This window comes from Dehalococcoidia bacterium (assembly GCA_021295915.1).
In the GTDB taxonomy this organism is placed as follows: domain Bacteria; phylum Chloroflexota; class Dehalococcoidia; order Lucifugimonadales; family UBA1123; genus VXRN01.
The window spans coordinates 1575-28371 of the sequence record JAGWBK010000006.1 but is presented as its reverse complement, the minus strand read 5'-3'; the positions used below and the strand labels follow the sequence as shown (position 1 = coordinate 28371).

General features: G+C 58.2%; 22 protein-coding genes, 1 pseudogene and 1 other annotated feature (1 of these 24 running past the window's edge). Of the genes and pseudogenes, 13 read left to right on the top strand and 10 right to left on the bottom strand.

All coding sequences use genetic code 11. The features are described from left to right. Positions 1–381: 381 nt before the first annotated feature. From J4G14_03120 to J4G14_03105, 4 genes are all read right to left on the bottom strand, one after another. Entirely contained in the window at positions 382–1272 is an 891-nt protein-coding gene (locus tag J4G14_03120; GenBank protein MCE2456788.1) for an alpha/beta hydrolase, read from the bottom strand. A gap of 27 nt (positions 1273–1299) precedes the next feature. Then, positions 1300–2562, bottom strand: a complete 1263-nt coding sequence (locus J4G14_03115) for an LLM class flavin-dependent oxidoreductase (GenBank protein MCE2456787.1) — start codon at positions 2560–2562, stop codon at positions 1300–1302. Between the two features lie 128 nt (positions 2563–2690). Continuing rightward, positions 2691–3491, bottom strand: coding sequence for an FAD-dependent thymidylate synthase (thyX, locus tag J4G14_03110; GenBank protein ID MCE2456786.1), 801 nt, complete (start codon positions 3489–3491; stop codon positions 2691–2693). A 142-nt stretch (positions 3492–3633) separates the two neighbouring features. Continuing rightward, positions 3634–4488, bottom strand: coding sequence for a shikimate dehydrogenase (locus tag J4G14_03105; GenBank protein MCE2456785.1), 855 nt, complete (start codon positions 4486–4488; stop codon positions 3634–3636). 103 nt (positions 4489–4591) lie between these two features. Here J4G14_03105 and J4G14_03100 point away from each other — a divergent pair, with 103 nt between their 5' ends. The 10 genes from J4G14_03100 (at position 4592) to leuD (ending at position 16116) form a co-directional block, all read left to right on the top strand. Beyond that, complete coding sequence (locus tag J4G14_03100; protein ID MCE2456784.1) at positions 4592–4810, top strand: hypothetical protein; 219 nt, start codon at positions 4592–4594, stop codon at positions 4808–4810. Beyond that, on the top strand, positions 4803–6221 hold the full coding sequence (locus tag J4G14_03095; protein MCE2456783.1) for an amidase: 1419 nt from the start codon (positions 4803–4805) through the stop codon (positions 6219–6221). Before J4G14_03100 ends, J4G14_03095 begins: the two co-directional genes overlap by 8 nt. Positions 6222–6225: 4 nt before the next feature. Then, positions 6226–6975 (top strand): peptidase E, encoded by a 750-nt coding sequence (locus J4G14_03090; GenBank protein MCE2456782.1) that lies wholly within the window; start codon positions 6226–6228, stop codon positions 6973–6975. A gap of 5 nt (positions 6976–6980) precedes the next feature. Further along, positions 6981–8348, top strand: coding sequence for an amidohydrolase family protein (locus tag J4G14_03085; protein ID MCE2456781.1), 1368 nt, complete (start codon positions 6981–6983; stop codon positions 8346–8348). A gap of 96 nt (positions 8349–8444) precedes the next feature. After that, positions 8445–8747, top strand: a binding site (T-box leader). An 83-nt stretch (positions 8748–8830) separates the two neighbouring features. Continuing rightward, positions 8831–10525: a biosynthetic-type acetolactate synthase large subunit gene (ilvB, locus tag J4G14_03080; GenBank protein ID MCE2456780.1), complete on the top strand. Its 1695-nt coding sequence runs from the start codon at positions 8831–8833 to the stop codon at positions 10523–10525. Position 10526: 1 nt separating this feature from the next. Then, positions 10527–11105, top strand: coding sequence for an acetolactate synthase small subunit (gene ilvN, locus J4G14_03075; GenBank protein MCE2456779.1), 579 nt, complete (start codon positions 10527–10529; stop codon positions 11103–11105). Between the two features lie 72 nt (positions 11106–11177). Beyond that, positions 11178–12176 carry a ketol-acid reductoisomerase gene (ilvC, locus tag J4G14_03070; protein MCE2456778.1) on the top strand — a complete coding sequence of 333 codons (999 nt, stop codon included), beginning with the start codon at positions 11178–11180 and terminating at the stop codon, positions 12174–12176. Positions 12177–12334: 158 nt separating this feature from the next. Then, positions 12335–13888 (top strand): 2-isopropylmalate synthase, encoded by a 1554-nt coding sequence (locus J4G14_03065; protein MCE2456777.1) that lies wholly within the window; start codon positions 12335–12337, stop codon positions 13886–13888. A 158-nt stretch (positions 13889–14046) separates the two neighbouring features. After that, positions 14047–15447: a 3-isopropylmalate dehydratase large subunit gene (gene leuC, locus J4G14_03060; GenBank protein ID MCE2456776.1), complete on the top strand. Its 1401-nt coding sequence runs from the start codon at positions 14047–14049 to the stop codon at positions 15445–15447. Positions 15448–15501: 54 nt separating this feature from the next. Then, positions 15502–16116, top strand: coding sequence for a 3-isopropylmalate dehydratase small subunit (gene leuD, locus J4G14_03055; GenBank protein ID MCE2456775.1), 615 nt, complete (start codon positions 15502–15504; stop codon positions 16114–16116). 10 nt (positions 16117–16126) lie between these two features. Here leuD and upp read toward each other — a convergent pair whose 3' ends face one another. The 6 genes from upp to J4G14_03025 all read right to left on the bottom strand — a co-directional run bounded on the left by upp (position 16127) and on the right by J4G14_03025 (position 24396). Further along, positions 16127–16759 (bottom strand): uracil phosphoribosyltransferase, encoded by a 633-nt coding sequence (gene upp / locus J4G14_03050; protein MCE2456774.1) that lies wholly within the window; start codon positions 16757–16759, stop codon positions 16127–16129. Positions 16760–16767: 8 nt separating this feature from the next. Then, positions 16768–18630 (bottom strand): acetyl-CoA carboxylase carboxyl transferase subunit beta, encoded by a 1863-nt coding sequence (locus tag J4G14_03045; protein MCE2456773.1) that lies wholly within the window; start codon positions 18628–18630, stop codon positions 16768–16770. A gap of 32 nt (positions 18631–18662) precedes the next feature. Further along, complete coding sequence (locus J4G14_03040) at positions 18663–21287, bottom strand: DNA translocase FtsK (protein ID MCE2456772.1); 2625 nt, start codon at positions 21285–21287, stop codon at positions 18663–18665. A 99-nt stretch (positions 21288–21386) separates the two neighbouring features. After that, positions 21387–23048 (bottom strand): ribonuclease J, encoded by a 1662-nt coding sequence (locus J4G14_03035; protein MCE2456771.1) that lies wholly within the window; start codon positions 23046–23048, stop codon positions 21387–21389. A gap of 6 nt (positions 23049–23054) precedes the next feature. Beyond that, a complete protein-coding gene (locus J4G14_03030) occupies positions 23055–23675 on the bottom strand; it encodes a uracil-DNA glycosylase (GenBank protein ID MCE2456770.1) in 621 nt (206 codons plus the stop codon). 205 nt (positions 23676–23880) lie between these two features. Continuing rightward, positions 23881–24396, bottom strand: a complete 516-nt coding sequence (locus tag J4G14_03025) for a VTT domain-containing protein (protein MCE2456769.1) — start codon at positions 24394–24396, stop codon at positions 23881–23883. 357 nt (positions 24397–24753) lie between these two features. Here J4G14_03025 and speD point away from each other — a divergent pair, with 357 nt between their 5' ends. The 3 genes and pseudogenes from speD to J4G14_03010 all read left to right on the top strand — a co-directional run. Then, complete coding sequence (speD, locus tag J4G14_03020) at positions 24754–25125, top strand: adenosylmethionine decarboxylase (GenBank protein ID MCE2456768.1); 372 nt, start codon at positions 24754–24756, stop codon at positions 25123–25125. A 14-nt stretch (positions 25126–25139) separates the two neighbouring features. Further along, positions 25140–26060: a polyamine aminopropyltransferase gene (speE, locus tag J4G14_03015; GenBank protein MCE2456767.1), complete on the top strand. Its 921-nt coding sequence runs from the start codon at positions 25140–25142 to the stop codon at positions 26058–26060. Between the two features lie 33 nt (positions 26061–26093). Next, positions 26094–26797: pseudogene (locus J4G14_03010) on the top strand (UvrD-helicase domain-containing protein); it runs 1574 nt beyond the window's last position.

Here is a 26797-nt window from a genome sequence, read left to right as displayed (position 1 = left end):
GTAGACGAGGGCGACCCTAACTGCAGGCTGAAGGGAATCGACCATACATCTATTCCTGCGGGTGCTCCTTCGTAGATGCTCGGAAGGGTGTCAAGAGACTCATGCGGCTCATGGAAGATGGGAGTAACTTTGGGAAGCAGAAGCGCGGCTATGCCAGTAAATCCACCGAATGTAGACCAACCTAGGCGATAGGAAGGAGCAACTGCGCCAGAATAATGCCGACGATGAAAGGAAACAGCGCACCATTCGCGATACAGGAGTTACAGGAGAAGAAGGCCAGCCGCTGTGCCAAGGATGGCCAGCCTCCAAGTTAGCCAGAACGATTGGGCTCGGCTTCTACTGGATGTTGGCGACGACATCGGGCCAACTCGTACCCCAGCGTCAGCGCATGCTGCCTCTGATGAATTCTCCGATTCGTTCGATTGCCTGCTGGCCCTCATCGAGCAACGGCGCGAAGAGATGCCACACGTGGATCATCTCCGCCCACGGCTCGAACGTGACCTGCACCTCAGCCTGTGCCGCCAGGTAAGCAAGCCTGGTGGCATCATCGTACAGGGTCTCCCGCGTCCCGACCTGTATCAGTAGTGGAGGAAGCCCCGAAAGGTCGGCATACATTGGCGCGGCCAGCGGCGAACGAGGGTCTGCTCCGCCCAGGTAAACACCGGCCATTGCCACAAGACCCTCTTTCTGGACCATTGGGTCGACACCTGCACGGCTGGTCATGGACTCTCCGATGCCCTCCATGTCAACCCACGGAGAGAGGCATACACCGCATGAGGGGAGCGGTATCCCCTGATCGCGAAGGCTGACCAGTGTGGCTGCAGTAAGGCCGCCTCCAGCGGAGTCCCCGCCAATCGAAAGCGCTCCAGGTTCGTGCCCCTGGTCAAGCAGCCAGCAATATGCGGAGACAGCGTCCTCGACAGGAGCCGGGAACGGATCCTCAGGCGCAAGCCTGTAGTCGATTGTGAGAACGCCGCCACCGGTTTCCTTCGAGAGCCGGCTGGCGAACTCGCGGTGAGTAGCTGGCGAACCGATCACGTACCCTCCACCGTGCAGGTACAGGGTGACAGCCTGTCCATTTGCTCCCTGAGCCCTGACCATCTCTCCTGGGACACCATTGGCGTCGACTTCGGTAACGGAAGCTTCGGTGTCTCCGCCCACATGGGCAGCAAGTCGTTCAAAGCCATCCCGCGAGTCCTCGACCGTGGGGTTCTCAGGGCGCTCACGACTTGTCAGGAGTTCTATGACCGACTCAAGCTGATCAATGGACATTTGGTGCCTCTTTATATGCTGGTGTGTTTAGTCGCCCGGCTGCGCGCCAAGCCGGTCGAATATGGACGAGCCGTTCTCGCTCTGAGGTTTCTGCGGCTTACCCAGTCGCTCCATGAGGACTGGGTACGACTCGACCGCGGGGACATCTCTCATCTCTTCGATTTCTGCGATCCTCTTCCTCGCCGCACTTACGTAGGGAGCGAGCTCTTTTGATTTGACCGCCTGCCGGTCCATCTCGCGTCTCTTGAAGTCCGGCAGGACCTCCTTTGCGAATAGCTCAAGGGACTCGCAGATGTGCTCGTGACGGTTTCGTCCACCCTGCTGGATGAATATGACCTGGTCTACCCCGGCATCCTCGTAAATGCGCAGCGTGTCTCGCACCTCGTCCGGGTTTCCGATGCAGCCCGTGGGACCCCGTTCCTTCGGTCCATTGGCGACGAAGTCTTCCCAGATGTCGAACCTGCCTGGAACGTGCGTCCCGGTCTGGTAGTAGTGGCTGAGGGCGTACCCGAAGAACTGGAACCCTTCGAGTCCACGATCTACTGCAGTATCGCTGTCCTCGTGACACATGAATCCCGTAACGATCGCGATATTCGGATTGACATCTAAGCCAAGCGGGTGGCACGCAGACTTGAACGTGTCGTAGTACTCGTCCACCCAGTGTTTGGCCTCTTCAGCATCGACGAATGCGAAAGTCAGTGCCCCGAGCCCAAGCTCTGCTGCGAGCTTAATAGTCTCGCGGTTTGAGCAGGCAACCCATATCGGAGGATGCGGTCGCTGTAACGGCTTGGGTACGACACTCCTGTGCGGCATCGAGAAGTAGTCGCCCTTGTAGCCGGGATAGGGATCGGTCGCCATCATCCTGGCGGTCTCCCGGACCGACTCCATCCACATGTCCCGCTTCTGCTGAGGGTCGATACCGAACCCCTCCAGCTCCTGGCGGGAACTGGCCTCTCCGGTGCCCCAGTCGACGCGGCCATCGCTCACAAGGTCGAGCGTCGCGATTCGCTCTGCGACTCGCGCCGGGTGGTTGAAGTCCGGAGGCATTAGGACTATGCCGTGCCCAAGCCTGATCTGGGTCGTTCTCTGGCTGCACGCGGCCAGGAACACTTCGGGCGCAGACGAGTGAGAGTACTCCTCGAGAAAGTGGTGCTCGACCTCCCAAACGTAGTCGATGCCCAGCCGGTCGGCCAGTTCGACCTGGTCGAGGGCCTCCTTGAACAGCCGGTGTTCGTCACCGTCGTGCCATGGTCGAGGGATCTGGTGCTCGTAGAAAATCCCGAATTTCATAGTCAGTCCAGGGTCAAGAATGCAGCGAGTGTAGCAACGGACTAAGTAGGCGTCAACGCAAACGGGTTACGAAGGACAACGTTGATGCTACACGTAGGGGCGGTTCACGAACCGCCCCCGACGCCTGATCACACCTTGGAGTACTTTGGCGCGGCTATTCGAGTCCCGTCAGGCAGGTCTTCTATCTCAAAGTCCCCAAACATCAGAGGAGACTCCTCCTTCAGGAGTTCAAGAACCTGGAGGGCGAGTGATCGAATCTCCCAGTCGGCGAAAGTCGCAGCCCGCATCTCGATGAAGTGTCTCCAGGCACGAACGTTTCCGGTGACGAATATCTTGGTTTCCGTGGCGTTTGGAAGCACGGCCCGTGCCGCCTGTCGGATGGCCTTCCGACGGTCGGTGTTGTACTCAAACCTGTCTCTCGGGAGGACGGACTCAAGCTCTTCCACCAGCTTGACGTAACTGTCCGACGCCGACTCCAGCGCCTCTTCCAGGACGGCACGGGCCTCTTCCCCCGCGCCGTTCTCACCTGCGAGCGCGGGAGGGACTACGAACGATCCCTCGGTCTCGTCGACATACCGCTGAGACCTCTGGCTGTAGGCGAATCCCGCCCGGTGCCTGACCAGCTCATGGGTGAGGCTGCGGGAGACCCCGGTGAACACGAAACCATAGTTGACGTGCTCGAACACAGAGCCATCTTTGGAGTTGAGAAGGTTGTATATGAAGTCAGCGATGTCTCTGCGACCCCGACCAAAGCTCATGTAGCAGAGTCGAGCCGACACCTCGATTATCGCCTCCGCCTCCGATTGACCGGCGCGGATACTGTCGGGAATAGGAGGCAGCTCTTCGTCCAGCAGAAAGGCTGCTATCTGCTCCCAGTCCACGGAGGGTCTGGTGACGAGGTAAACCTTAGGCCCTGAACTGAGTTTCATTGAATACTCGCTCCCGAAGTTCTGTTTGAACTCCTATTAAAGCCTAAGTATTCAGAGGCACTAAAGTTAAACCAAGTCTAAGAAAAGGCCAAATTCGAGTGCTTTGCTTGATACCCCGTGAGACGGGCCCGCTTTCAATCGTCTACGAATACAACCTTAGAGCTTGTTCCGCAGCCTTGAACATCACGTCCGCAGGAGCATCTTCGCCAGTCCACCGAGACCACGCTGCCGCGCCTTGGTAGACCAACATCGGGAGTCCCCCGACAATCCTTGCCCCGGCACTTTCCGCAGCCTTCAGCAGGGGAGTGTCTGGCGGGTTGTACACCATGTCATACACCACGCAACCCGCGCTGATTGCCCCGTCCGGTACTGGAGAGGCTTCCTCCGCAGGCCCGTGAAGCATTCCGACAGACGTCGAGTTGATCAGAAGGGCGGCTTTGCGGCACACACCGGCGTACCCTGAATCCGAGAGTGCGATTGCTTGCGTCGTAACCCCTTGATTCGCGATCTCTTCGGCAAGCGCCAGTGCCCGTTCTGGAGTGCGGTTGGCGATTGTTAGCGACCCAATGCCGGCATCTGCCAGGGCATGAGCCGCAGCCCTCGCAGCCCCTCCTGCGCCAACGAGTACTGCGTCGAGTCCTGTAGGGTTGATATCGCCATGAGTCTTGATGAGCGACGTGATGAACCCTTCGGCGTCCGTGTTGGTCCCAAGGAGCCTGCCATCACGGTTAATGATCGTGTTGACGGCGCCGATACGTCTGGCGAGGTCGTCCACATCGTCGAGGTACTCCATCACTGCCTGCTTGTGCGGGACGGTGACGTTTGCGCCCAGGTACAGGTCATCGCGGAGACCCCTGACCCCCTCACCGAGATCGTCGGGATGTGTCTCCCAGGCCTGGTAAGTGGCATCAATTCCCAGGTGGTCGAACGCAGCCTGATGCATGGGTGGAGAGATCGAGTGGCTTATCGGGTACCCGAAAATGCCCGTGCGAAGCATCAAGTCCGCTGCTCCTGTCGTGAGGTTGCCGAGTGGTGAAACGAGTATAGCCGAAAGCTCATTGCCAACGTGCTACTATTGGCCCGACCGGGGAGGTGACACATTGGGATCTGAAGAGAAGAAAACGTTAGAGCAGGAGTTGCTCTTTGCGGTCGTGAAAGAAAAGTATGGAAGCCTGCTTAGCGATGAGCAGTTGGACGAGGTCCGGCAGTCGGTGCTCGGCCTGAGTGGATTCACCCAGGCCTTGAGGTCGATCCCCCTGACTAACGACATTGAACCGTTCTCCACGTTCAGACCGTACAGAGGTGACGACAATGCCTGATGAGCTTCAGTTCAAGTCAATCAGAGAACTGGCAGGCATGATTCAGGATGGCCAGGTCTCGCCGGTAGATGTGACGGAGAGCTTCCTGTCGCGTCTCGATGAACTCGGTCCTAGCTACAACTCCGTAGTCACACTCACAGGCGAGAGGGCGCTGGAAACCGCCCGCCAGGTCGAGTCCGATATTGCTGCCGGCCACGATGGTGGACTACTCCGAGGCATTCCATGGGGCGCCAAGGACCTGCTCGCAACATCGGGTGGGATCCCGACTTCATGGGGAGCCGAACCGTTCAGGGACCAGACATTCGACAACGACGCGACCGTCGTAATTAGGCTGGAGGCGGCCGGTGCGCCACTTGCGGCGAAGGTCGCGATGATCGAGTTGGCAGGCGGCATGGGTTACAACCAGCCGAAGGCTTCTCTTACAGGCCCCCCACGCAATCCTTGGAACAGGGACCGCTGGACTGGAGGCTCCTCGAGCGGATCAGGCGCCACGGTGGCCGCGGGACTTGTCCCATTTGCCATAGGCTCTGAGACGTGGGGATCGATCCTGTCGCCGTCAAACAACTGTGGCCTATCGGGGCTGCGTCCTACCTACGGTCGTGTGAGCAGGGCGGGGGCAATGGCTCTCTGCTGGACGCTCGACAAGCTCGGTCCTTTGTGCCTGACGGCAGACGACTGCGGGATAGTGCTCGACGCCATAGCCGGGCCAGACCCGAACGACCCTACGACTTATCCGTACGAGTTCACCTACGACTCCAACCTGGATTCCGCGCGATTGGGCAGAAAGTTTAGGCTGGGTGTTCCCAAGGACGTAACTGAGGGAGCCCAGGACGCCGTAAAGGCCAACTTTGAGGCCGCCCTCGAAGCGATTTCCGATGTTGCCGACGTCGAAGAAGTGACACTACCCGATCTGCCATACGTACCGATAGTCAGGACGATACTGATGGTTGAGGCCGCCAGCGCATTCGAGGACTTCCTCGGTGAGGGCGGACCGCAGAAGCTGACCGCCCCCGAAGACCACTACGGCCCCTACGCGAGAACGGCGATTCTCGCCACGGACTATGTACGCGCTCTCAGATTGCGTGGCGTGATGGCAAGGCAAGTTGACGAGGTCATGTCCAAATACGACGCACTCGCGGCGCCCACGTCCCTCACCACCGCTACTCCAGTTGATGAGCACTTCAGACGAAACACCAGCGGGCCGGGAGACATAGTCGGCGCTATCGGAAACGGATGTGGACTACCCTCGCAGTCGGTCCCGAGTGGGTTCGACTCTGACGGGATGCCGACTGGTATCCAGTTCATGGCGCGGGCTTACGACGAAAACATCAGCATCGCACTCGGCAGGGCATACCAGGAGAGAACGGACTGGCACACTCGACATCCGGCAGATCTTCTACCTACGGGGTAACTTGATGGGAAGCATCGTTGCAATAGGTGGCGGAGACGTCAGCACACTGGTAACCGAGCCCATTGACGTGGAGATTATCAAGCTATCAGGCTCATCGAACCCAAACGCCCTGTTCATCCCGACAGCAAGTAGCGATTCGGTTGAGAACTGGGAAGGATTCGACAGGGCGTATCGCGAGAGCTATGGGTGCGCCACTGACGTGCTCTACCTGCTGGGTAAAGCGCCCTCGTCGGAGTCTGTAGCCCAGAAGATCGACTGGGCCGACATCATCTACGTCGGAGGTGGCAACACCCTCAAGATGATGCGCAGATGGCGCAGATTGGGAGTCGACGATCTGCTCAGTTCCGCATACTCAGAAGGGGTGGTCCTCTGTGGCGTGAGCGCTGGCGCGATCTGTTGGTTCGACCGCGGGCACAGCGACTCGATGTCCTTCTACAGCCCTGACGACTGGAACTACATAGCCGTCACAGGCATGGGACTCTTGAGCGGACTGGCGTGCCCTCACTACAACGGCGAAACTGCCGGGGTACCCAGAAGACAGGACTTCCACGAAATGCTGAGACGAAAGGGCGGAAACGGGCTTGCCATCGACAACGATTGCGCCGTCGCGTTCACGTCAGACGGCTACAGGGTAGTCGCCGCGAACCCCGAATCCGGCGCCTACTCACTCCATGTCCAGCGAGGCGAAGTCGTCGAGCGCGCGCTGCCGGTTACCTCTGGCTATCACCCAATGCAATCCCTCTACGAAAGGTAATAACTATGTCCCACAGTCTAGTTATCAAGGGCGGCAGGGTAATCGATCCGGAGTCGGGTCTGGACGCGATTCGGAATGTCGGAATGACCGGAGGCCGCATCGAGTCCATAACCGACGCAGAACTACAGGGCGACGAGACCATCGATGCAACTGGCATGGTCGTAGCCCCTGGCTTCATCGACCTGCACTCCCACGGACAGGACCATGAGAACTACGAGATCCAGGCCCGTGACGGTGTTACGACAGCACTGGAGCTTGAGGTGGGTGCGGGCGACATCGACGCCTGGTACGCCGAGCGTGAGGGTCAAGCCGTCGTTAACTTCGGGGCAAGTGTGGGTCATATTCCTGTCAGAATCGACGTGATGAACGATCCTGGCGACTTTCTGCCGGTGGCTGATGCTGCGTTTAGGGAGGCTACTTCCGACGAGCTTAGTCAGATAAAGCAGGGCATAGAGAAAGGTCTCGAAAGCGGAGCCCTCGCTGTGGGATTCGGCCTGGACTACACACGGGGCTGCTCGAGATGGGAGGCGCTGGAGGTCTTCAGGGTCGCGGCCAAGTATGGCGCCCCGTGCCACGTCCACATCCGGGGCAAGGGCTATCACGAACCGATGAGTAGTATCGAGGCTGCAGGCGAGGTAATCGCTGCCTCCGCGATATCAGGAGCCCCGCTTCACATCGTGCACGTCCAGAGCACAGGTCTGGATGCAACGGGTGCCACACTGGGAATGGTTCAGGGGGCTCGCGAGCAGGGCCTGGACGTTACCACCGAGTGTTACCCCTATACTGCCGGGATGACCGCAATTGACTCGGCACTGTTCAGCGAGGGCTGGCAGGACAAGTACGGCATCAGCTACGACAGCCTCCAATGGGCGGACACCGGCGAGCGCCTCACAGCATCTACGTTTGCTGAGTATCGCGAGACTGGCGGCATGGTCATCGTTCACTCGACTCCGCAGGACGCAGTGGACACCGCTGTCACGAGTCCTCTCACCGCCATTGCTACCGACGGCTTCCTCCGGAATGGTAAGGGTCATCCGAGAACGTCTGGCACCTATTCCCTGATTCTCGGTCGCTATGTGCGGGAGCGGAAGCTGCTTTCGCTGAGAAACGCGCTGGCCAAATGCTCGCTAATGCCGGCCCAGAGACTTGAGAACAGGGCTCCGGCCTTCGCCTCGAAGGGGAGGATCAGACCAGGCATGGATGCTGACGTTGTCGTCTTCGATGCGGACAGGGTGATTGACCACTCCACCTATGAAGAGCCGACACTGGCACCCACCGGGATAGAGTACGTGGTCGTTGGAGGAAGGGCCGTCGTCGAGGCTGGCAAGGTGGTTGAAGGGGCTCTGCCCGGGGTCGGATTAAGGGCTCGTTAACGTCTGGATTCAAGGGTGTTTTGGATCGCTTTGGCTTTTGACACTCTTTCTGGCCAGATGCTACTATTGGAAGTCAGCGTACCTGAAAATACGATAATAAATGCTACGAATGGGAGTAGTACCGCGGCAGGCAGGCCACGAGAGAGCCGGAGTTAGGTGAAAGTCCGGCGCCAATGGCCGCGGGAACTCGCCCGGGAGCATCCTGCCCGAAAGGTAGGGGTGAGGGTGGACGACAACTCATCAAGTTGGATCGGCCAGTCCATGCACCTCAGAAGCCTGTGTAGGGCCGGACGGGGTGGCACCGTTACCAAGCCGAAGAGTGGTCCGGAGCGACAATCCGGACAACTTGGGTGGTACCGCGGGGTATCCGTTTGTAAAGAAGCAGGTCCCGTCCCTTGTGTGGACGGGATTTTTTGATATATGTGCATGTGAAACACAGTGCTCGGCTCGTTTAGGCCGAGAGACCGTGGGAGGTTCAAGACATGCGACGCAATGGCGGCCAGATAGTTTGTGAAGCCCTTCTAAGGGAAGGCGTTGATGTTATTTTCGGCCTTCCGGGAGGCGCGATTCTGCCCCTTTACCAGATCCTTCCCGAATTTCCAGAGCTCCGGCACATCCTTGTTCGTCACGAGCAGGGAGCAGCGCACGCAGCCGACGGGTATGCGCGCGTAACCGGACGCCCCGGTGTCGCGTGGGCAACCTCAGGCCCTGGCGCCACCAATCTCGTCACAGGGATTGCGACGGCGCAGATGGACTCCGTACCGATGGTAGTAGTCACCGGACAGGTTGGAAGGGCGGCGATCGGGTCTGACGCCTTCCAGGAGACTGACATCACTGGAATCACGCTCCCGATCACCAAGCACAACTACCTGGTGATGCACGCCTCCGAGATCGCCGGAGTTATAAAAGAAGCGTTCCACATAGCCAGCACCGGCAGGCCCGGCCCCGTTCTGGTTGACATTCCGAAGGATGTTTTCACGGAAGAAGTAGACGTGGAGTGGCCAGACGAGATAGATCTGCCAGGCTATAAGCCGAACCTGCAGGGCCACAGCGGTATGATCCGCCGCGCGGCAAACCTGATCAACGAGGCAGAGCGCCCGGTAATTCTTGCTGGACACGGTGTAATCCTGTCTCAGGCCTTTGATGAGCTTCGAGAACTTGCAGAAAAGGCACAGATTCCCGTGGTTCCGACCCTGCTGGGGTTAAGCGGCTTCCCTGACGACCATGTTCTGTGCGTGGGTATGCCTGGGATGCACGGCATGGCTTACGCTAGCCTGGCGATCGAGGAAGCAGATCTTCTCATCGCGTTGGGCATGCGCTTCGACGACAGGATCACGGGCGACACTTCGTCTTTCGCGACGGGTTCGAAGAAGATCCACGTCGACGTGGACCCAAGCGAGATAGGCAAGAATATCCCCGTTGACGTGCCCATTGTCGGCGACGTCAAGAGGGTGCTGGTCGACCTCAACAAGAGGGTGCAGCCTTCGACGCATATCGACTGGCTCAACAGGATCGAAGAGTTGAAGCGAGATCACCCTTCGATGCTCGTAAGGGAGACCGACAAACTAATCCCCCAGTACGTTATCAAGGAGATTTCCGAGGCGACAAATGGCGAAGCGATAGTTGTGACGGGGGTTGGTCAGCACCAGATGTGGGCTGCTCAGCACTACTCGTACAACGAGCCGCGCTCGCTGGTCTCTTCTGGCGGAGCCGGCTCGATGGGATACGAAGTGCCTGGCGCAATGGGCGCGCAGGTGGGACGCCCCGACAAGGTGGTCTGGTCGGTGGCAGGCGACGGCGGATTCCAGATGACCATGTGCGAGATTGCGACCATGGTTGAGAACCACATCCCCGTCAAGATTGCCATCCTGAATAACGGCTTCCTGGGAATGGTGAGGCAGTGGCAAGAGATATTCTATAACAGCTCCTACGTGGCAACCGGCTACAGCGCTAATCCCGACTTCGTCAAGTTGGCTGAGGCATTCGGGGCTTTTGGAGCCCGGGTTACCGACAAGTCCCAGGTCAGGTCCACGATCATGGAAGCGATGGCCTTTGACGGCCCTGCCATAGTCGACTTCGTAGTCGAGCAGGAAGAGAACGTCTACCCGATGATCCCCGCTGGAATGTCTGTACGGGAGATGATAGAGGAGCCGCGTCCTCAGGAGGCCCGAACATAGAATGGTCACCTCACAAAACGGCACAAAGCCGGAACACACTTTAACCGCTCTGGTGGAGGACAAGCCGGGAGTCCTGAACAGGATCACCAGCATGTTCCGCAGACGCGGATACAACATCGCGAGCCTCGCTGTGGGGCCAAGCGAGATTCCGGACCTCTCCAGGATGACCTTCGTTGTCGAGGGCGACACCCGCACCACCGAGCAGGTGTCCAAGAACCTGAACAAATTGATCGACGTGATAAAGGTAGTCGACGTAGATGACAACAATAGCGTCTGGCGCGAACTCGCGCTCGTCCGCGTCAAGTGGAACACTCAGCCACTCAGCGAGATAAAGGCCATAGTCGACATATTCGGGGCCAAGATCGTTGATACAACCTCCGAATCGCTGATAATCGAGGTCACCGGCAAATCAAACAAAGTGAACGACCTCGTCGACAACCTCACGGGGTTCGGCCTCCAGGTCCAGGAGGTCATGCGGACCGGGGTAGTGGCAATGAGTCGCGGTTCAAACGAAGGCGACTCACAACGCCGCGTCCGAGCCGAAAGACCAGCGGTGAAGTGGGAAAGCGGCAGCGTATAACGCTGGACCAACCCCGAACCGACAACAGGATGAACAATACCAGGTAACAACAACCTAGAAGGAAAAAAATATATGGCGAACATCTACTACGAGAACGACGCGAATATGTCGCTGCTCGAGGACAAGACAATCGGGATCATCGGCTATGGCAGCCAGGGTCACGCCCACGCGCTCAACCTGCATGACTCGGGACTCGACGTGATGGTCGGGCTCTATGAGGGCAGCCGCAGTTGGGAGACTGCCGAGTCTAACGGGCTCAAGGTTGGTCTGGTCGAGGAGACCGCCCGCGAGTCGGATGTCATCATGGTGCTGATTCCCGACCACATACAGGCTGAGGTCTACAGGGAGTCCATCCTGCCGCATCTGTTGCCCGGCAAGACGCTGATGTTTGCCCACGGTTTCAACATTCACTACGAATGGATAGTCCCGCCCGACAGCGTCGACGTGTCAATGGTCGCGCCCAAGGCTCCCGGTCACAGGATGCGCGAGGTATACACTCGTGGATCAGGGGTTCCGGGGCTGCTGGCGGTCCACCAGGACGTAACCGGCAATGCGTCAGATCTCGGACTCGCCTATGCAAGGGGAGTCGGCTGCACCAGGGCAGGCGTCCTTGAGACCACTTTCAAGGAAGAGACAGAGACTGACCTGTTCGGTGAGCAGGCAGTACTCTGCGGCGGAGTCGCCGAACTCGTTAAGACGGCGTTCGAGACCCTCATCGAGGCCGGTTACCAGCCAGAATCGGCATACTTCGAGTGCATGCACGAGCTGAAGCTCATCGTGGACCTGTTCTACCAGGGTGGTCTCGAGTACATGCGCTACTCGGTAAGCGATACGGCAGAGTACGGCGACTACACTCGCGGCCCGGTCGTGATCGACGAACGGGTCAAGGACAATATGCAGAAGATTCTCGCAGACATCCAGGACGGCAGCTTCGCTCGCGAATGGATCGCTGAGAACGACGAAGGCCGCCCGACCTTCAACCGTTTGCGCCAGGAGAACGCCGGTCACCCGATAGAAGTGGTCGGCAAAGAGCTCCGCGGAATGATGTCATTCCTTCAGGACGCAGACTAGCAGGAGAGAAGAGTCGAAAATGACTAGTTCGGAGGCAACCCACGTAGTCCGCCCACGCGCCCGCATTGCTGCGCGTCAGGCGGACTGCGTTGCCCTTGGAATAGCGATCGCCAGTTAGAGTTCCGGAATTACTTCCTGACAACCAAGGGGAAAAGAAGATGCCAGACGAAAAAGTAATGATATTTGACACCACCCTGCGAGACGGCGAGCAGTCTGCGGGCATCGGGCTGACCACGCCCGAGAAGATGGAGATCGCAAAGCAGCTCGAACGGCTCGGCGTGGACATCATCGAAGCCGGGTTTGCTGCGAGTTCGCCGGGTGACTTCGAGGCCGTGCGGGCGATCGCGGCCGAGGTCCGAAAGCCAATAATCGCGTCGCTGGCTCGATGCTACATTCCTGACGTTGACGCAGCGTGGGGCGCGATCAAAGACGCGGCGCGGCCACGGATCCACGTCTTCATCTCGAGCTCAGACGTTCAGATCATGCATCAGCTCAGGCGCAATCCTGAGCAGGTACTCGATATGGCAGTCGCCTCAGTCGAGCGTGCAAAGGAGTACTGCGACGATGTCGAGTTCTCCCCAATGGACTCGACACGCACCGACATCGAGTACCTGTACACGATGCTCGAAGCCGTCATCGAGGCTGGCGCCACTACGATTAACATTGCCGACACTGTCGGATACACGATTCCGGCAGAGTTCTATAACCGCCTCAGTCTGATAAAGCAGAACGTTCCGAACATAGACAAGGCGGTAATGAGCGTGCATTGCCACAACGACCTTGGCATGTCCGTGGCTAACAGCCTGGCAGCAGTGCTCGCAGGCGCGCGCCAGGTGGAAGGCTGCATCAACGGCCTGGGCGAGCGAGCCGGCAACGCCGCACTCGAAGAGATCATAATGGCGATCGAGACTCGCCCCGACCTGTTCGACGTCGGCACGAACATTGACACCCGACAGATCTATCGCACCAGCAGACTGGTGAGCGACATCACCGGCTTCCCTGTGCAGCCGAACAAGGCCGTCGTAGGTGCTAACGCCTTCAGACATGCCTCTGGAATCCACCAGGACGGCGTCCTGAAGGACCGGAGCACCTTCGAGATTATGGACCCGAAGTCGGTTGGCTGGCCCAGCAATGAGCTGGTCCTCGGTAAACTGAGCGGCAGGGCAGGGCTGAGGTCTCGCCTCGAGGAACTCGGATACTCCCTGGAACAGGCCGAATTGGACGAGGCGTTCGAGGCGTTCAAGGACCTTGCGGACAAGAAGCGCGAGGTAAGCGACGCCGATCTTGTCTCTCTGATGTCGAGCCGCCGCCGCCGTGTGGATGTCCCGGCCGTCTATAAGCTCGAGCATGTGCAGGTCACATCCGGCAATCACGATGTTCCGACGGCAACTGTGAGCATCGAAGGTCCTGATGGCGACATGATGACCGACGCGGCTACAGGAACAGGCCCGGTGGACGCCGTCTACAAGGCGATAAATCGGATCGTCCACGTCGACAACACCCTGACTGAGTTCCGTGTGGATGCCGTCACGGAAGGCATTGACGCCATAGGAGATGTAACCATTCGCATCGAGGCGGACGGCAGCGTCTACATAGGCCGCGGTTCGGATACCGACATCATCGTCGCAAGCGCAAAGGCGTACATGAACGCGCTGAACCGGCTGGTGAGCGTGAGCGATGCGACGGTTGCGGTTACCGATCCGTCCCCGTAACAGGTCGAACGAATTCTCGGGCCGTCTCCAGTCTTTGGGACGGCCCGAAAAGCCCTTGCCGACACCTCTCCAGCATCGATTCGTGACGACTTGCGCCACGTTCGTAGGAAGTAAGTCGCAAGGAACAGGCAAATAGAGACAGACTTAGAGGATTAGCAATGACCGCGAAGACTATGTTCGACAAGATCTGGGATGCCCATGTGGTCCGAGAGGAAGAGGGTCAGCCCAGCCTGCTGTACGTTGATCTCCACCTGGTGCACGAGGTGACGTCACCTCAGGCGTTTGAGGGACTGCGGATGGCGGGTCGAAAGGTGCGAAGGCCCGACCTCACGGTTGCGACGATGGACCACAACACGCCCACCTGGGAGTTGAGCCGTCCCATAACCGACCCGATAGCGGCCCAGCAGCTCGATCATCTCGAGCGCAACTGCAACGACTTCGGCGTTACCCTGTATGACCGGTTCAGCCCCTACCAGGGCATTGTCCACGTCATCGGCCCTGAGCAGGGCTACACTCAGCCCGGGCAGGTCATAGTCTGCGGCGACAGCCACACCTCCACGCACGGCGCATTCGGCGCATTCGCGATCGGAATCGGCACGTCGGAGGTTGAGCATGTGCTCGCGACCCAGACGCTGCGCCAATTCAAGCCCAAGACGATGGAAATCCGGGTGGATGGTCCGCTGCCGACGGGCGTCTCCGCGAAGGACGTAATCCTCTGCATCATCGGTAAGATCGGCGTTGCTGGAGCCACCGGTCACGCTATCGAGTACACCGGCGAGGGCATCCGGCAGCTTACCATGGAAGGCCGCATGACGGTCTGCAATATGTCCATAGAAGGCGGTGGACGCGCCGGGATGGTCGCTCCCGACCAGACCACGTTCGACTACATGAGGGGCAGACCCCAGGTGCCGCAGGGTGCGGACTTCGACCGCGCCTGCGAGGAGTGGGCCAAGCTCGTAACCGATGAAGGTGCTGAGTACGACACTGTCGTCGTGGTCCAGTCATCAGACATTGAGCCGTACGTCTCATGGGGAACCAACCCTGGAATGGTAGCCCCTGTCACGGGTCGCGTACCGAATCCCAGCTCCTACGACGATGCGGGTGAGAAGGAGTCAGCGGAGCGGGCGCTGGACTACATGGGCCTTGAGCCAGACACGCCAATCCAGGACATTAGTCTCGACAGGGTGTTTATTGGTTCGTGCACGAACTCCCGAATCGAGGACCTGCGCCTGGCCGCCGACGTGGCCCGTGGCAAGAAGGTCGCCGACAGCGTGTACGCGATGGTCGTACCGGGTTCCGCACAGATCAAGGCACAGGCCGAAGAGGAGGGACTGGACCGCATCTTCACCGAGGCAGGATTCGACTGGCGCGTAGCGGGCTGCTCGATGTGCCTTGGCATGAATCCCGACATCCTGGAGCCGGGCGAACGATGCGCTTCGACCTCCAACCGCAACTTTGAGGGTCGCCAGGGCAATGGTGGTCGCACTCACCTCGTCAGCCCCGAAATGGCCGCCGCCTCAGCGATCGCCGGACACTTCGTTGACATCAGGGAGTGGTAGCCAAAAACCCTTAGACGATCACTTCTACGACACAGCCTGAACAGGGAGCAATCAATGGAGCCCTTCAAGACATTTGCCGGCTCAGTAATGCCGATGAACCGCGTCAACGTAGATACTGACCAGATCATCCCAAAGCAGTTCCTCAAGCGAGTCGAGCGAACTGGATTCGGTGAGTTCCTCTTCTACCACTGGAGATACAACGACGACGGCTCTGAGAAATCAGACTTCATCCTGAACCAGCCGGGCTACAGGGACGCAGAGATAATCGTCGCCGGCCGAAACTTCGGATCGGGTTCGTCCAGAGAGCATGCCCCCTGGGCGCTCGGGCAGTACGGTTTCAAAGTCGTGATCGCTCCCAGCTTTGCAGACATCTTCAACAACAACTGCTTCCAGAATGGGCTGCTGCCGATTGTCTTGCCTGAGGAGACTGTCCAGCAGATCATGGAGAACGCCGAGCGGGATCCTGGATATCGGCTGCACGTCGACCTGGAGGCAGAGCGCGTGTGGGACGACAACGAGCAGGTTGTCGCCGATTTCAGCGTAGAGCCGTTCCGACGCCACTGCCTGCTAAATGGGCTTGACGATATCGGACTTACCCTGGAGCATGACGATGAGATCTCGTCATTCGAGTCCAGCCGGAGCTCCGGAGGCGGCGTGCTGACGTTCTGAGCCGGTCCCTCTACGTTCCGTAGTACCTGTCGCCGTAGTCACCAAGACCCGGCACAATGTAGTTGTGCTGATCCAGTCCCTGGTCGACTGCGGCGACAGTGACGTTCGGGCGAGGGATGATTCTAGACAACTTGTCCATCCCTACAGGCGCGGCAAGGACTCCCACGAAGTGGATACTGCCACTCTCATACCCAAGCTCGATGAGCAGACTCGCGATAAGGCAGGCGGTACCGCCGGTTGCGAGCATAGGGTCGATGATTAGAGCCCTTTCAAGAGGAGCTGCCGGCAGTCTTTCGTAGTACAGGCTTGGCTCCGCAGTCTCTTCGTTTCTCTCGACTCCAACGATTCCAACAGGGGCGTCTGGCAGCAATTCTGTGAACGCAGGGACGAGAGCCAACCCGGCACGCATGACGGGTACGATCAGTGTGTCGGCGAAGTCCTGCACACCTTGGTCAGTGCTGTGAACACGGTCTTCTGCAGTGCAACTGACGTCGTAGAGTCTCTTTACGAACTTGGCGGAGAGTACGCGCGCCAACCGATCAGATGCACCACGAAACTCTGCTGTAGGAGTGCTCCGGTTTCGCAGGACTGACAGGAGTTCCTGTTCCTCTGCCAGGCCGTTCACCTGGACAACGGAGTCCATACGGCGTATTAGCCGTCCGCGCCGTAAAAGACGTCGTCGTCGCCACTGGGCGAACTGCTGGCGGGATCGTTCTCGGTGGGTCGACGCTGGCGACGGAACGAAGGAATCTTGTTGAACCCGCCCTTGATGAGGTTCTGCACTGAGTTCACTTCTCTGGCGAAAGTGGCCTTGATCTGTGAACTGTACACGCCCATGCTTCGATACTTCGCATAGCGTTCGTTGGCCCTCTTCTTGGAGGGTCGACCTTGTAGCCTGACGAGTTCAGAGACTATGACTCTACCTAGGGTGCGTGCCGCTTCATCCGGGTCCGAATGCGCGCCCTGAGGGGGTTCCGCGACGATCTGATCGATGATTCCAAGCTGCATGCAATCGTGAGCCGTGAGGCGCATCGAGGGAGCAACGTCTTCAGCCCTCGAGGCATCCTGGTAGATTACTTCGGCGACCTCCTCAGGGGACACAGCGGTATAAATCGCGTTTTCCAGCATGAGCGTGCTGTCCGCGATTCCTAGTGCGAGCGCGCCTCCGCTGCCTGCCTGACCTGTGACTACTGAGATCGTTGGAACATTGAGACCTGACATCTTCGCCATCGCGGCAGCAATTGTATTTCCCAGTCCGCGCTCTTCCGCGCTCACACTGAGGTCTGGCCCGGAAGTGTCGATGAACGTGATCAAGGGCAGCGAGAACTTGGCTGCGAAGTCCATTGTCCTGTTGGCTTTTCGGAATCCCTCCGGTGTCGTGCGGCTCTCGCCCTGTAGGTCGAGATCGGTGCCAGGAGGAGCGTCACGTTGCTGCGCTATTATGGCGACAGTTTGCCCCGCAATCTGCCCTATACCCGAGATGATAGTCGGGTCGTCTCCGTAGGCACGGTCTCCGTGAAGCTCCACAAACTGGGTGAAGATCCGGGAGAGATAGTCGGCAGATGTGGGTCGCGCCCTGTGGCGGACCATCTGGACCGACGTCCATGCTTCTGTCGCTGTAATGTGTGTCTGTGGCCTGGAGTCGTTGTGGTCGCCGCCAAACCTGTACTTGGTGCCAAGGAGTTCAACGAGTACGCCGATGATGGTCCTGAGCTCTGTTCGCTCAACGACCGCATCCAGCATTCCGTGCGATAGATGGGACTCTGCGGAATGTGCCCCCGCCGGCAGAGGTTCATCACTTGCTCTCTTGATTACTCTCAGTGATGAGAATCCTACGATTGATCCCGGCTCCGCGAGGATTATGTCAGCAAGATTTGCGAAACTCCCATACGCTTGGCCAGTCGCCGGGTTGGCAAGTACAGCTATGAACGGCAGACCTGACTCGTTAAGACGGTTGGCAGCCGCAGCGGTCTTTGCCATCTGCATCAGCGAGAGAACGCCTTCCTGAATTCGAGCGCCACCGCTTGTGACTATCGCGACTACGGGAAGCTGACGTTTGACGGCCCTTTCCAGTGCGAGCGTAACTTTCTCTCCAACAGCGCACCCCATGGTGCCACCCATGAAGCCGAAGTCCAGGACAATCAGCATGACCGGCGTACCAGCGATTGCCGCCGTGCCAGTCACTACTGCCTCAGATAGTCCGGTTCGGCGCTGGTCCTGGAACAGGCTGTCGTTATACGACTGCCCCGATGCGAATGAAAGGGGATCGAGTGATACGACTGCCCGATTGAATTCACTAAAGCTGTTTGTGTCCACCAGCGAGTCGATCCGCTCGCGGGCGCTCATGCTGTAGTGAAAGTGGCACTGCGGACACACTCTGAAGATCTCGAAGAACTCAGAGTCTTCCAGGTCCAGGTCGCAGACAATGCACACCCTCCGAGCAGTTTCTATCTCGGGGTCCTCGGTGCCCTGCCGGGCCACGGAGTTGACGAGGTTGGCTATGTTCTGGACCAATGAATGCCGTCCGAAGTGGTGTAATCAGATTTCTAAGCCTGGTTGATTATAACATCCCTCGACTTGGAGCCATCACTTGGACCCACAATGCCTTCTTCCTCCAGCTGGTCCATGAGTCGAGCCGCGCGGGGATAACCGATGCGGAGTCGTCTCTGGAGCAGTGAGGTCGAAAGTTTGCGATGTGACTGGGCAAGCTCGAGTGCCTTGTTGAACATGTCGTCGCGGTCGGGCGAGTCGTCTTCCTGGACATTCCCGTGTTCGTCAAGGCCTTCGCCTCCCAGCAGGTCGATCTCCCTTAGCGGAGGCCAGGGGGTCTTCTTCCAGAAGTCCACGATGTCGCCAATCTCGTCGTCACCGATGAACACGCTCTGTACACGTGCTGGCTTGGAGGCGTCGAGCGGGAGGTAGAGCATGTCGCCGCGGCCCAGCAGTTTGTCTGCTCCGGCGGTGTCGAGAATCGTCCTGGAGTCTACCTGCGAGGTGACGCCGAAGCTGATACGACTCGGGAAGTTTGCCTTGATCAGGCCTGTCAGGACGTCCACGGATGGCCGTTGAGTGGCGATGATGAGGTGGATTCCTGTGGCCCGTCCGAGCTGGGCGAGCCTGCACAACGACTGCTCGATGTCAAACGAAGCTGTCATCATCAGGTCCGCCAACTCGTCGATAACCACGCACAGGTACGGCATGTTATCTGGCATCCGCTTGTTGTATGCCTCGATGTTGCGGACACCAACCTCTTCCATCTGCCGGTACCGGTCGAACATCTCCCGGATCAGACCCTTCAGATAACCCACGACAGTGTCGGTCTCCACGACGACAGGTGCCATCAGGTGCGGAATCCCGTTGTAGGGCGTGAGTTCCACCCTCTTGGGATCCACCAGCAACAGACGGGCCTCGACAGGAGTCTTTTCAGTGATAAGGCAGGATACGATCGCGTTGAGACAGACGCTCTTGCCGCTGCCTGTCGCGCCCGCGACAAGCAGGTGAGGCATCTTTGCCAGGTCGAAGGAGACCGCCTCGCCCCCGCTGCCGCGTCCCAGGGCAACCGGCAGGTGGGCATCCTTTCTGAGTTTCTGGAACTCTCGGCTCTCCATGACGTTTCGAAGGGTAACCAGGCTGGGATTTGGGTTCGGGACCTCGATGCCGACCAGTGACTTGCCCATCGCCGGCGTCTCGATGCGAATCGAAGGGGTCCGAAGGGCAAGTGCCAGGTCCTTCTCCCGTGCCAGGATGCTGTCGACCTTTACGCGGGTCTTATTCTCTTCCCGCTTTGTGATCTGTCGGCCTGATTCGTCCCGAAGAGGGGTCCCCTCCTTGTCTAGTTGCTTAACGACTCGGGACTTGCGAATCCAGCCAGGGACGAGTCCGTACATCGTCACAGTCGGCCCAGGCCTTACGTGGCCAACTTCGACTTCCACACCGTACTCGCCCAGGGTCTGGGTAATAGTCTCTGCAGTGTCTTTGAGTTCCTGGGATGAGATCGACATCTCGGGCGCTTGCTTCAGCATGCCAATCGCTGGCCGCTGCCACATCAATCCTCCCCCCGTGATCTTGGACAGGAGCTTTCGGGCCGGCGAGGGCGCGACAGGGGCATTCTGAACGCCCACTGCGGGCGTTGCTTCTGACGGTACATGGACACTGGGCTCTGTAAAGTCCGTCAGACCCATATTGTCAGCAGACCGACCGAATGCCGGTTCCTGGACGATAGGAGGATCCGGTTCGAAGGATCTTCCAAAGTCCTCTTCGAGGCTTGCTGAAGCAAATGCAGGCGTGGGAACAGGCTCTGGCTCGTCTTCGAAGTCATCCTGTAACGTTCGCCCTGCTGATTCATCACCGTTTGCCCCTGAGTAGCTCCAATCGTCAGGTACGGTGAAGGTCGTGCGGGAGGAAGAAAGGCCCTCCTCAGGCTCTTCGCTAAATCCACCGAACGAGGTTACGGGAGCAGAGTCCTCGTAGGATTTCTGGACGTCGTCTCTGTCGTCCCAGGCCGGCCGAGAACTGTCTTCAGAGCCATAGCCATCCATGAGGAAACTTGGTCGAACTGGAGCCTCTGCAAGGGGGGGCAGATCGGCCGGCTCCTCAGCCCGTTGCCTCCTGGAAAAGAGTGAGCGTATCCCCATTAGTGCCGTTAGATATGCCAGACCCAGTCCCTGGGCAATGGCTCCACCCACAATGAAGGCGAGGAAGGGCAGGGCGATTGCAGATGCGAGGATGGCAAGCGCGGATACTCGAAGCACTCCAAGCCAGTTGGGGCTGCCGATCACTGCATCGCCGAGGCTACCGCCCAGCGTTGAATATCCATAGCCCGTGAACCAGCCAAGTGCGCCATCGAACGGTCTGAAGAATGAGAGAGTGCCGACTATCGCCAGCACGGCTGCCACAGATGCGAGCCACAGGTTTATTGAGCCAAGAGCGCTTCTTCGGAAGACCAGCGCAAACACGAACGCGCCCAGCCACAGTGAAATAGGGATGAATCCCAGCCCTACTGTCGTTAACACCTGATCGCGAGTTCCGTTCACGGCGTCAAAGATCGTCTGACGGAACAGGAATCCGGCAACTGCTGCTCCGCCAATTGTGACGAGAGCAAAGAGTGTCAAAAGGGTTAGGCCGGAGTGTCCGCTTGCTGCTGGCGTATTCCCGGACTTGGACCCTGGCATATGGCAAGACCTCACTGGCGACTAGACTGGACACTAGACGGCCAGACTACTCCAACAGTGCAATATCCCTGCCAGGTGTACGAGCCTTGACGGTTCTGCCTAGACCTGCTCGATCACAGTCAGTACTGTCGGTCTCCTACGTGTCTCGCCGTACAGGAAGTCCGCAACTGACCGTGTCAACTGAGACTTCACACGTTCCAAATCTAGACCGTCGTTGTCTGGGTCTTCAAGGAACGACGAAACCAGTTTTGAAGTATTTTCAAAAACAGTGTCAGACTCACTGTTATCCGCAAAGCCAAAAGACCCGATGGCCGGGTCTGTCAGGAGTAATCCGGTCCTGGAACTCAGCGTAACAGTCACTGTGACGACGCCATCTCTTCCGAGTTTTCTCCGTTCAGTGAAGATCGAGCTGTCCGCGTTCCACAGTTGCCTTCCAGCAATGTACACGTGGCCTGCCGGGACAGTGTCAAGTACGAGTGCGCTTTCGCTGTCCATCTCCAGCACGTCCCCATCCTCGAGGACGAAAATCCGCGAGGACGGAATCCCCATGTCGGCCGCAATGGCCGCGTGTTGAGTCAGGTGCCTGTACTCTCCGTGCACCGGAACGAAGTACCTAGGTCTCACGATACTCAACATCATCTTGAGCTCTTCTTTTGACGCGTGACCATGCACGTGCACCATCGAGATGCGACTGTACAGGACGGTCGCGCCCTGCCTGATCAGGTTGTCAATAGTGCGTGCGACGACGGTCTCGTTGCCGGGAATTGGTGACGCTGACAGGACGACGGTGTCGCCCGGTGCAATTTCGATGTCGTTGTGCATTCCGTTGGCGATTCGGACCAGTGCCGAAGTGGGTTCCCCCTGGCTGCCTGTGGCGACGATTACGACTTCTTCCAGTGGAAGCTGTCTCGCCTGGGACATGGGTATAACGACATCGTCCGGCGCGTCGAGATAGCCCATGTCCAGGGCCATCTTGACGTTGTTCACCATGCTGCGACCAACTACCGTCACTTTCCTGTCGTATTTGACTGCCGCGTCTATGATCTGCTGAATACGGGAGATCAGCGAGGCGAAGGTGGCTATCATCACCCGGCCGGGCGCCTCGCCAATCACGCGCTCGAGCGCCTCACCCACTAGCTGCTCCGACTCGGTGTAACCGTCTACTTCGGCGTAGGTTGAGTCCGAAAACAGTAGGAGCGCACCCTCATCGACAATCTGGCTGAGCCTCGTGAAGTCAGTGGAAATACCATCGGCTGGAGTGTGGTCTATCTTGAAATCGCCCGTGTGTATCACTACTCCCAGCGGCGTTGTCACGGCTATCCCCATGGCGTCGGGAATCGAGTGACAGACGCGGAAGAACTCCGCATCGAAAGAATCGCAGATTGAGAAGGGTATTCCAGGCTCTACCACGTTGAGCTGCGCACTTCTGAGCAGGCCGTGCTCGCGCAGTTTCACCGAAATCAACCCGTTAGTGAGCCTTGAGGCATAGACAGGAGCGTTGATCTGTCTTAAGAGATGGGGAAGTGCACCGATGTGGTCTTCGTGGCCGTGGGTGATGAGAATGGCGCGTACGCGGTCCTGGTTCTCCCTCAGGTAGGTGAAGTCCGGGATGACAAAGTCGATCCCGGGCATGTCATCTTCGGGAAACAGTACACCTGCGTCGATAACGATGATGTCGTTGTCGTACTCCAACACCATCATGTTTCGGCCAATCTCGCCCAGTCCACCGAGCGGGATTACTCGAAGTGTTTGGTCTGGCATGGGCCTCTATTCGAACATGCTGAGCTGCTGTGCCGACTCCGACTCCCGCTCCTGCGTGTCGCCAGTGGCCTGCCGCTCGGCTACCTCGCGGATCAGCTCGGGAAGAGCTGAAAAGTCGCGCTGAATTGCCGGACGAAGGCCCGGATTGTGCAGCGCAGCCGCGGGGTGGTACATAGGATAGATCACGAGGTCCCGCCAATTGCGAGGTCTGCCCCTGGCCCGGCTTATGGACTCATTGGGAAAGAACTTGGCGAACGAGAATCTCCCAAGCGCGACAATCACCTTCGGCTGAATCAGCTCTATCTGCGCGTCCAGGTAAGGCGCGCATGAGCGTAGCTCTGCCGGGAAGGGATCGCGGTTGTTAGGTGGGCGACACTTGACCATATTCGTGATGTACACGTCATGCCGGGAAAGCCCTATTGAGGCAAGCATTTCGTTCAGCAGGTTGCCGGCCTGTCCAACGAAAGGCAGTCCCTGCCGGTCTTCGTGGTATCCGGGTCCCTCGCCGATGAACATTATGTCTGCGTCAAGAGCCCCGTCGCCAGGCACGCTTTTGTTTCGCCCCTCGGAAAGGCCGCACTTCTCACAGGTGGAGATCTGTTGAACGAGATCAGGGTAGTCGGTCATGGATAGCCTATTAGTGCAGAGGTGTTCTGACCCTTGGGTCCTTTGGACAAGCCTGCTGTCTGGCCTGTCGAACCTTCTGCAACTAGATGCTATATGAGCCATTCCAGCAAAGTAAAGGAGGCTGCGCTGCGGTTGAACAGCAACTCACTTGTCCAAAAATGCGACCTAGAATAGGTATATGTCTGTACTTAGCTGACCGTGCCGCCTAACCAATGAACTGGGAGGCGGCCTCGAGGCCAAAGTACCCTGCCAGCGCAATCCCTGTCGCCCGAATGGTTTTGCCTATGCAAACGATTGGGATGAACTTGGCGAGCGGATACCGTGTCGCGCCAGCCCAGACACCTGCTATGTCAAATGGTACGGGCAGGGAGGCACAGACCAGGAGCGCAGTTGTGCCCCATCGTTCCGTCCAGTTACTGAACCGCTGGATACCTGGTCGGTCGGCAACTACTGAGTTCCCTCGTAAGCCGATGTTGTAGCCGATCAGTTCGCCTACCGTAGCCGCAGCTCCGCCAATTAAGCCGACCAGGAAAGGGTTCAGAGCCGCGCCCATGGCAAACGTGTATGCGGAGGCAGGGGTCGGGAAGATCATCATCGCGCTGTTGGCGAATTCGGCCGCCGCAACTCCGAGGTATCTCCAGTTACCCAGGGTCTCGAGGTACGAGCTGAACCGGAAGAGCACGACCGCCAGCGAGATTGATGCCAGCATAAGCGCCAGCAAGTGCAATACCGCCGAGCGAGGTACGGCGACCGGCAGACGGATCGGTAGTGTAGGGGTTCCGGGCAGCCTCTGGACTAAGCCACGAAACCGAGCCTGTTCAAGAGAGAGGTTCATATCGGTTTCCACCAAGTTTTATCTAGCTGCCCTGATGTAACAAAGAGTAAACTCCTGCCATACAAAGGCGCGTCAACAGTTTTGGTCTTGTTTTGTCCGATAGTTAGCAGATTTCTGAGGATGATTCGGACGGACACGACTGAGAGAGGTTGTTCTGGGATTCGACGAGGGGCATATGCATTCGTGTATAATGCGAACCTGCCAGGCTTGGCGATTTCCTCATACTGCTCCGGAGATTGGTGATTGGATTCACTAGGCACGCACCTGCTTCTTGATCTGAAAGAGTGCAATGCAGAACTCCTCGACGATGTCGACTTTATTCGCAAGGTAGTTCTGACCGCTGCACAGGAAGCCGGGGCAACTGTAGTGGGGGAGACATTTCACAAATTTCGGCCCATTGGAGTTACGGGAATCGTGGCAATCGCCGAGTCGCACATCTCGATACACACGTGGCCAGAACACTCTTACGCCGCCGCCGATATATTTACGTGCGGGACGAGCCTTACGCCCCTTCGCGCCGCGGACCTGATAGTTAAGATGCTCGAGTGTGAAGACGTGTCGATTTCGGATGTGAAGCGAGGCGCCGTATTCGCATCAGCCTCCGCGGCCATCTGAGCGTACAGGTCACGATGGAAGGCCCGCCAGACGGCAACTGGCACTATGAACTGATTACGCCAGACCTCTACCAGGCTGAACGTATCGAGAGAGTCCATTTCTCCGGCCGCACTCCTTACCAGGAGGTCTTGGTGCAGGATGGCGCGGCATTCGGCCGTAGCCTCGTGCTGGACGGGAAGACCCAGTCAACTGAGGTAGACGAGTTCGTCTATCACGAGGGACTGGTTCATCCGGCGATGATTTCCCATCGCGCCCCCAGTTCAGTGTTCGTGGCTGGAGGGGGAGAAGGTGCGACTGTCCGAGAAGTGCTCAGGCACAACACCATCGAAAGCGTTGTGATGGTGGACATCGACAGCAAAGTCGTGGAGCTCTGCCGCGACTACTTGCCTAACCATCATCAGGGGTCTTTCAGTGATCCGAGGGTCAAACTGGTCCACGATGATGCCCTGGCTTACCTGGAGTCCACGTCCGAACGATTCGACGTTATTATCATCGACGTCCCCGACCCACTGGAGGCAGGGCCTGCATACCTTCTCTTTACCCGGGAGTTTTACAGCCTCATCCGTGACCGACTGACCGAAGGCGGAGTCATGGTCTCTCAGTCCGGCCCAACGGGCCCGTCGTTTTACGAACAGTGTTTCTCCGTCGTTGCTAATACAGTCGCCAGCGTGTTCCCTGTGGTAACGCTTTCAGAGACCTTTGTGCCCAGCTTTGGGTCGACGTGGGGATTCGTGATCGGGTCCCTGCAATATGACCCGGCTAAAATGTCTCCTGAGGATGTGGATGCCAGGATTGCCGACCACGTAAGCGGGCAGCTTCGCTACTTCGATGGGACGACGCTCCGTGGGATGGTTTCAGTCCCGAAATACCTGCGAGAATCCTTCTCCAACGAGCAGCGTGTAATTACGCGGGACGCGCCACTATTTGTCGTCTAAGAGACGAGAAGATCGCCTATAAGGTTCAATTACATGACGACCGAGTTTCTTTCAGGCCTTAACGAACGACAGCGTGAGGCGGTTGAGGCCATCGACGGGCCGCTGTTGATCGTCGCTGGGCCCGGAAGCGGCAAGACTCGACTCATCACGTACAGAATTGCGTACCTGTTGCGGGTAGTTGGACTCCCTCCCAGCCGAATCGCTGCGGTAACGTTCACAAACAAGGCCGCTCGTGAGATGAAGGAGCGGATCCAGACCGTCTCACCGTACGGCTCTGACAGGCTCACAGTTGGCACATTCCACGCCTTCTGCGCCCAGATACTCCGCCGCGACGGCGAGGAAATTGGACTTGACCGTAATTTCGCAATTTACGATGACTCTGACCAACTCGAAATGGTCAAGCGTGGGATGCGGGAGACCGATGTCGACCCTAAGCAGTTCTCTCCGAGAGTGGTTCTCTCGGCGATCTCAGGGGCTAAGAGCCAGATCCTTACAGCCGAAGGATTCACAATGCGCACCGCCAGCTACTTCGATGAAGTAGTTGGACGAGTCTACCAACGCTACGAGTCGTTGCTGGGACAGTCAAATGCCGTGGACTTCGATGACCTGCTTCTCAAGGTATTCCTGCTCCTCAGGGACAATGAGTCTGTGGCCGAAAAGTACAAGGGTCGCTACTCCCAGTTCATGATCGACGAGTTCCAGGACACTAACGTTGTGCAGTACGCGATTGCGCGACT

What these genes read in the sequence shown, in the direction of transcription:
- J4G14_03095 (MCE2456783.1), top strand. Translation starts at nt 4,803, where the DNA reads ATGCCTGATGAGCTTCAGTTCAAGTCAATCAGAGAACTGGCAGGCATG.
- J4G14_03120 (MCE2456788.1), bottom strand. Translation starts at nt 1,272, where the DNA reads ATGTCCATTGATCAGCTTGAGTCGGTCATAGAACTCCTGACAAGTCGT.
- J4G14_03030 (MCE2456770.1), bottom strand. Translation starts at nt 23,675, where the DNA reads ATGACCGACTACCCTGATCTCGTTCAACAGATCTCCACCTGTGAGAAG.
- J4G14_03115 (MCE2456787.1), bottom strand. Translation starts at nt 2,562, where the DNA reads ATGAAATTCGGGATTTTCTACGAGCACCAGATCCCTCGACCATGGCAC.
- leuC (MCE2456776.1), top strand. Translation starts at nt 14,047, where the DNA reads ATGACCGCGAAGACTATGTTCGACAAGATCTGGGATGCCCATGTGGTC.
- ilvC (MCE2456778.1), top strand. Translation starts at nt 11,178, where the DNA reads ATGGCGAACATCTACTACGAGAACGACGCGAATATGTCGCTGCTCGAG.
- ilvB (MCE2456780.1), top strand. Translation starts at nt 8,831, where the DNA reads ATGCGACGCAATGGCGGCCAGATAGTTTGTGAAGCCCTTCTAAGGGAA.
- thyX (MCE2456786.1), bottom strand. Translation starts at nt 3,491, where the DNA reads ATGAAACTCAGTTCAGGGCCTAAGGTTTACCTCGTCACCAGACCCTCC.
- J4G14_03090 (MCE2456782.1), top strand. Translation starts at nt 6,226, where the DNA reads ATGGGAAGCATCGTTGCAATAGGTGGCGGAGACGTCAGCACACTGGTA.
- J4G14_03035 (MCE2456771.1), bottom strand. Translation starts at nt 23,048, where the DNA reads ATGCCAGACCAAACACTTCGAGTAATCCCGCTCGGTGGACTGGGCGAG.
- speE (MCE2456767.1), top strand. Translation starts at nt 25,140, where the DNA reads ATGGAAGGCCCGCCAGACGGCAACTGGCACTATGAACTGATTACGCCA.
- J4G14_03065 (MCE2456777.1), top strand. Translation starts at nt 12,335, where the DNA reads ATGCCAGACGAAAAAGTAATGATATTTGACACCACCCTGCGAGACGGC.
- ilvN (MCE2456779.1), top strand. Translation starts at nt 10,527, where the DNA reads ATGGTCACCTCACAAAACGGCACAAAGCCGGAACACACTTTAACCGCT.
- J4G14_03085 (MCE2456781.1), top strand. Translation starts at nt 6,981, where the DNA reads ATGTCCCACAGTCTAGTTATCAAGGGCGGCAGGGTAATCGATCCGGAG.
- J4G14_03105 (MCE2456785.1), bottom strand. Translation starts at nt 4,488, where the DNA reads ATGCTTCGCACGGGCATTTTCGGGTACCCGATAAGCCACTCGATCTCT.
- leuD (MCE2456775.1), top strand. Translation starts at nt 15,502, where the DNA reads ATGGAGCCCTTCAAGACATTTGCCGGCTCAGTAATGCCGATGAACCGC.
- upp (MCE2456774.1), bottom strand. Translation starts at nt 16,759, where the DNA reads ATGGACTCCGTTGTCCAGGTGAACGGCCTGGCAGAGGAACAGGAACTC.
- J4G14_03040 (MCE2456772.1), bottom strand. Translation starts at nt 21,287, where the DNA reads ATGCCAGGGTCCAAGTCCGGGAATACGCCAGCAGCAAGCGGACACTCC.